Below are 5,446 nucleotides of genomic sequence, written 5' to 3'. Positions count from 1 at the left end.
TGCTGTTTCTGAGAAGGCCGATTCATAATCTGCCCGTCCTGCCTGGGGGAATTTAGCCGACCACAAGTGGGGGAGTTTGAAGTGACCGTCCGGGTGCTTGGGGGGCAATGTCGCCATCTTTCTTTGTTTTTTTCAGAGTGGGGTGAGGGCGAGTGCGCTACGCGCCGCTAAGCGTTGCAGGCGCGTCATGAGTGCCGATAGTAGCAAGAAGGCAGTTCGGCCGCAGGCGGCTTTTCTGTCACCCGCCTCCTGCCGATGGCACAAAGGATTGTTCGCCGCGCAGGCACTGCAGGATCACAACGCCACTGAGGCAAGGACTACGTTTATGGGCGACCCTGCCTTTCCTGGCCCCGGAATGGCCTATGCCATATAGGCAGCGGGAATCTGCGGATGCAAAGCGTCAGGAGGCGGCCAAGAGCAAAGCCAAGGCGTTCGAGTCGCCAACCGGATCGACGGTTCGTGCGAATTCTGGCGGCAGTAAGGTACGGAGTGAACAGGGCTGCGATAATTTATGGCTAGCTAGTCGATACCAGAGAGATATCTAACTGGTAGCTACATATCTCGATTTAACGGCTGTCCTGCGCTGTGTGGCGTATCGCCATGTCCTCACTTGCCGGGACTGCAAGATCCGCATACATGCGGACCAGGCTGGCAGCCGCAACATTCTGAGTTTCAACCACCCAGACTCAAGCTGGGACGCGGTGAAGACCACGTGGCCGTAGCTTTGGAAAGCCGGTTCTATGCCGCATTGCCTGCGGATACCTCGCACCAACCACATCGTTCTAAGCGTTGACAGCACCGCTGGCCATGATTTGCTCCATATGCAGCGTCGAAACAGCAGCATCGAAGCGGGCGCGGTTGCCGCCCAAGATCTCGGTAGCTTTCCCGGCAGCCTTCAGCAGCGCTGCCACGGCTGAAAACATGGTCGGCGCGGCGCTGAACCTCTGCTTCGGCCCCGACAATGTCAAGGCGCCGACCAGTTCTCCCATCGCACCGAATACAGGTGCTGAGGCAGCCGCGGTTTCGGCTTCCCGCTCGCCATATGACACTGCCCAAAGCCGAGCGCGCACCTCTTGCCAGCGCTGGTCGTTGACCTGGCTGAAGGCGAGCAGCACCTTGCCCGAAGCGCCACGGTCAATGGGAAATTCATCGCCGACACCGATGGACACGCGCACAGCGCGCGCTGGCTCCACGCGATACAGCACGAGTCGCCTGTCCCCCTGCCTCACGTAGAACGAAGCCGTCTCGCCGAGTTCGCGACTGATCTGCTCCAGCAGGTTCTCGATGACGGGACCGACGCGGAACGAGCGCTGATAGATGGCCGCCAGCCGCAGTGGCTCTGGTCCAATCGCATACTGACCGTCCTCCAGCTTGCGAATAAAACCGCCGTGCTCAAGGGCAGCAAGCAGACGCAACACCGTGCTCTTGTACAGGTTCGTTCGACGCGACAGTTCCGTCAGGCTCAAGCGCTCATCGGCAGGACCAAATGCGCCAAGGATCGCGAAGGCACGGTCCAGCACTGCCACGCCGCTGGACGTATCGGATGCAGCGGCGCCCGTAACGTCACCCATGGGGGATGTTTGGTTTTCGTCCATTTGGATGGAAGCTTGATCTAGTTCTACCTAGTAGAACACATGTCCATAAAAAGTTAAATGAGAGGGTATACCCTCATACTTCTTGCACCATATCGGTACTAAAGTTCTTTCCAATAGAACATAGGTCTATGTAGTAGAATTTCTCAGAGGCGCCGATGAATGCGACGACAAGCAACTATCTTCCCGTTCGCCCGGAATGGCTGGCATCCGCAACCGAACCGGCGCTCGAGCCGGAGTTGCCGATTGTCGATGCGCACCACCATTTCTACGAGCGTCCGGGCTGGACTTACCTGCTCGACGACTACATGGAGGACCTGCGCTCCGGACACAACGTCCGCGCATCCGTCTACATGCAGGCACTGACCCGCTACCGCGCGGCAGGCCCCAATGCTCTACGTCCGGTAGGCGAAACCGAATTCGTCACAGTAGCCACGGCAGCGCCCCAGGCCGGGGAACCGGAGGTAGCCCAAGGGATTGTTGGCTATGCAGACCTGCGGCAGGGGGCCACCGTGCGCGATGTCCTGGAAGCACATATTGAGGCAGGATGTGGCCGCTTCCGCGGCGTTCGACACCTCACCACGTGGGATGCCGACTCGTCGCTAGCAAATCCGCTCACCGCGGCGCCCAAAGGCTTGTTGCTGGATCCTCACTATCGCGCTGGGGTCTCGGAGTTGGGCAAGCTCGGCCTTTCCTACGACGCGTGGCTGTTCTTTCCGCAACTGCCGGAATTATTTGACCTGGCGAAAGCCAATCCGGACATCACCATCATCGTCAACCATTGCGGCGGGGTGGTTCGCATCGGTCAGTACAGCAACATGCAGGCCGAAGTATTTGAACGCTGGTCGCGCGACATGCGCGAACTGGCGCGCTTGCCAAACGTGCATGTCAAGCTGGGTGGACTGGGGATGCGCATCAACGGCTTTGACTTTGAGCAGGGCGGGCGGCCCCCGTCTTCGACTGAACTCGCCGAGGCGTGGAAGCCTTGGATGCTCACATGCATAGAGGCGTTCGGCGCGGATCGTTGCATGTTCGAAAGCAATTTTCCGGTCGACAAGGGTTCGTACCCCTATAGCAATGGCTGGAACGCCTTCAAGCGCTTGACTTCACAGGCTAGCCCGGCTGAGCGCGATGCGCTTTTCCGGGGGACTGCCACTGCCGTCTACCGGCTCGACGCACGAACCTGACACGCGTTGGCTGAGCCAACGGCGCTGCACGCCACTTTTCCCATTTTCCCAAACAGAGCGACAGCTCATCGGACGGATACCTGTTGCCGTCTGAACAGGAGACGACATGAATCACGCATTCGCCACTAGCCGGATCGCCGCAACGCCCGGGCAAACTCTGGGCCACGCCGTGCTCGGCTGCGCCTTATCGGCGCTGCTCGCCGTTGGCGCCACGGGAGCCATTGCAGCCGATGCCTACCCCTCGAAGCCGGTTCGCCTGATCGTGCCATTCCCGCCCGCGGGCGGTACCGACGTGCTGTCGCGGCTGGTGTTCAACAAGATTGGCATGGCCACCAAGTGGAACGTCGTGGTGGAGAACCGCGCCGGCGCTGGCGGGAATATCGGTCTGGATAGCGTGGCCAAGGCGAAGCCCGACGGCTACACGCTGGGTATGGGACAGACCGCCAACCTGGCGATCAACTCGACGCTGTACCCAAAGATGCCCTACAACACGCAGAAGGATTTCACGCCGGTGGCGCTGGTGGCGGCACAGCCGGTGGTGCTGATCGTGCGCAATGACGCGCCCTACAAAAACGTTGCCGACCTGGTGGCAGCGGCCAAGGCCAAGCCACTGTCGATGGCGTCCGCCGGCACCGGCACGGTCGGCCACCTGACTGGCGAAATGTTCGCACGGCGCGCCGGCATCAAGATGCTACACGTGCCGTACAAGGGGGCCTCGCCGGCACTGACCGACCTGATGGGCGGGCAAACCGATTCCTATTTCGCCACGCCACCGATTGCCATGCCCATGATCAAGGCGGGCAAGGTCCGCGCGCTGGCGGTGACCTCGGCCAAGCGCATGCCATTGCTGTCGGCGGTGCCTACCATTGCAGAGTCAGGCTACGCCGGCTTCCAGGCAGAAGACTGGAAGGCACTGGTGGCACCGGCCGGCACGCCGCCGGAAGTGGTGGCGCGGCTGAATGCCGAGGTCAACAAGGCGCTGGCGCAGCCGGACACCGTCAGCAAGCTGCGTGAAGAAGGCAGCGAGCCGCGCGGCGGCTCGGCCAAGGACCTTGGCGCCTTTATCCAGAGCGAGAACACGCGCTGGGGCGACATCGTGCGTCAGTCTGGCGCGCGTGTCGAATAAGCCATCCTATCGGAATCCGTCATGCAAAAGCCCCTGCGCAATATCCGCGTGCTCGACCTCACCAACGTGCTGGCCGGGCCCTTCTGCTGCCACCAGCTTGCCCATATGGGCGCCGAGGTCATCAAGGTGGAGACCCCCGGCACTGGTGACCTGGCGCGCCAGCTCGGCGCCGATGCCGAGCTGAACCAGCGCCTGATGGGGGTGTCATTCTTGGCGCAGAACCCCGGCAAGCAGTCGATCACCATCAACCTCAAGCATGCGCGCGGCAAGGAAGTGTTCCGCAAGCTGGTGCGCAGCGCCGACGTGCTGGTCGAGAACTTCCGGCCCGGCGTGATGGACCGGCTCGGCCTGGGCTACGAAACGCTCAAGCAGGAGAACCCGCGCCTGATCTACTGCGCAATCTCCGGCTTCGGCCAGGACGGACCGCTGGCGGAACTGCCGGCCTATGACCAGATCATCCAGGGCATGTCGGGCGTGATGAGCATCACCGGCGATCCGCAGACCGCGCCCTACCGCGTGGGGTATCCGGTGTCGGACACCATCGGCGGCCTGACCGCGGCCTTTGCCGTGGCGGCGTCGCTGGCGGACCACCAGCGCACCGAGGGCTATTTCATCGACGTGTCGATGCTGGAGGCCACGCTTGCCACCATGGGCTGGGTGGTGTCCAACCACCTGATCGCGGGCAAGGACCCGGTGCCGATGGGCAACGAGAACATGACCGCGAGCCCGTCGGGGACCTTCCGCACCGGTGACGGCCTGCTCAATATCGCCGCCAACAAGCAGGAACAGTTCGAGGCGGTGTGCCGCGTGCTGGGCAAGCCCGAGCTGGCCACCGACGAACGCTTTGCCCAGCGCCAGGCGCGGCTGGCCAACCGCGCCGCGCTGACCGCGGCGCTGGAAGCGGAGCTGGCCCGCAAGCCCGCCACCGACTGGTGGCCGCTGCTGAACGACGCCGGCGTGCCGGCAGGTCCGGTCCTGAGCGTGCCCGACACGCTGGCGCACCCGCAGGTGCGCGACCGCGGCATGATCGGTGGATTCACCAATGCGCCGGGCGTCGGCCGCGACATCCGGGTGGTGCGCACCGGCTTCAAGCTCAACCGCGAGGCGCCGGCAGTCGACACGCCGCCGCCCGAACTCGGCCAGCATACGCGCGAGATCCTGGGCAAGCTGGGCTACAGCGACGCGGACATCAACCAACTCAGCGAGGAGCGCGCGGTATGAGCGACATCGACAAGGAACCCACCGGGGCGGACAGAACCATGGACGCCGGCCAACGCCTGTCGCAGGACTGGTGGCGCACCGAGATCATCGACATGCGCCCGGGCGAGATCCGCTACCGCGGCTACCCCATCGAGCAACTGATTGGCCGTGTCTCGTTCGCGCAGATGATCTGGCTGATGCTGCGCGGCGAACTGCCAGGCCCGGGCCAGGGCGAACTGCTCGACGCGGCGCTGATGGCCGCCGTCGACCACGGGCCGCAGGCGCCCAGCATCGCCATCGCACGCATGGCCGCGACCTGCGGCGTGGGGCTGAACAATGCG

The 5,446-nt window shown here is 63.1% G+C and carries 5 protein-coding genes; 4 read left to right on the top strand and 1 reads right to left on the bottom strand.

What is annotated here, in order from left to right:
* Positions 1-782: 782 nt before the first annotated feature.
* Positions 783-1,595: an IclR family transcriptional regulator gene (locus ACYP5B_RS48685; RefSeq protein WP_459574628.1), complete on the bottom strand. Its 813-nt coding sequence runs from the start codon at positions 1,593-1,595 to the stop codon at positions 783-785.
* Between the two features lie 155 nt (positions 1,596-1,750).
* On the opposite strand from ACYP5B_RS48685, the gene ACYP5B_RS48680 reads away from it, so the two are divergent.
* From ACYP5B_RS48680 to ACYP5B_RS48665, 4 genes are all read left to right on the top strand, one after another.
* Positions 1,751-2,779: an amidohydrolase family protein gene (locus ACYP5B_RS48680; RefSeq protein WP_459574626.1), complete on the top strand. Its 1,029-nt coding sequence runs from the start codon at positions 1,751-1,753 to the stop codon at positions 2,777-2,779.
* A 106-nt stretch (positions 2,780-2,885) separates the two neighbouring features.
* Positions 2,886-3,905: a Bug family tripartite tricarboxylate transporter substrate binding protein gene (locus tag ACYP5B_RS48675; RefSeq protein WP_459574624.1), complete on the top strand. Its 1,020-nt coding sequence runs from the start codon at positions 2,886-2,888 to the stop codon at positions 3,903-3,905.
* Positions 3,906-3,926: 21 nt separating this feature from the next.
* Entirely contained in the window at positions 3,927-5,126 is a 1,200-nt protein-coding gene (locus ACYP5B_RS48670) for a CaiB/BaiF CoA transferase family protein (RefSeq protein WP_459574622.1), read from the top strand.
* Positions 5,123-5,446, top strand: a 324-nt coding sequence (locus tag ACYP5B_RS48665; RefSeq protein WP_459574620.1) for a citrate/2-methylcitrate synthase, incomplete at its 3' end; no start/stop codon positions are given. The genes ACYP5B_RS48670 and ACYP5B_RS48665, both read left to right, overlap by 4 nt.

This window comes from Cupriavidus sp. 8B (genome assembly GCF_054589115.1).
This window is presented reverse-complemented; position numbering and strand designations above follow the sequence as displayed.

Coding starts and splice junctions, on each gene's coding strand:
- ACYP5B_RS48685 (WP_459574628.1), bottom strand. CDS start 1,595: ATGGACGAAAACCAAACATCCCCCATGGGTGACGTTACGGGCGCCGCT.
- ACYP5B_RS48680 (WP_459574626.1), top strand. CDS start 1,751: ATGAATGCGACGACAAGCAACTATCTTCCCGTTCGCCCGGAATGGCTG.
- ACYP5B_RS48675 (WP_459574624.1), top strand. CDS start 2,886: ATGAATCACGCATTCGCCACTAGCCGGATCGCCGCAACGCCCGGGCAA.
- ACYP5B_RS48670 (WP_459574622.1), top strand. CDS start 3,927: ATGCAAAAGCCCCTGCGCAATATCCGCGTGCTCGACCTCACCAACGTG.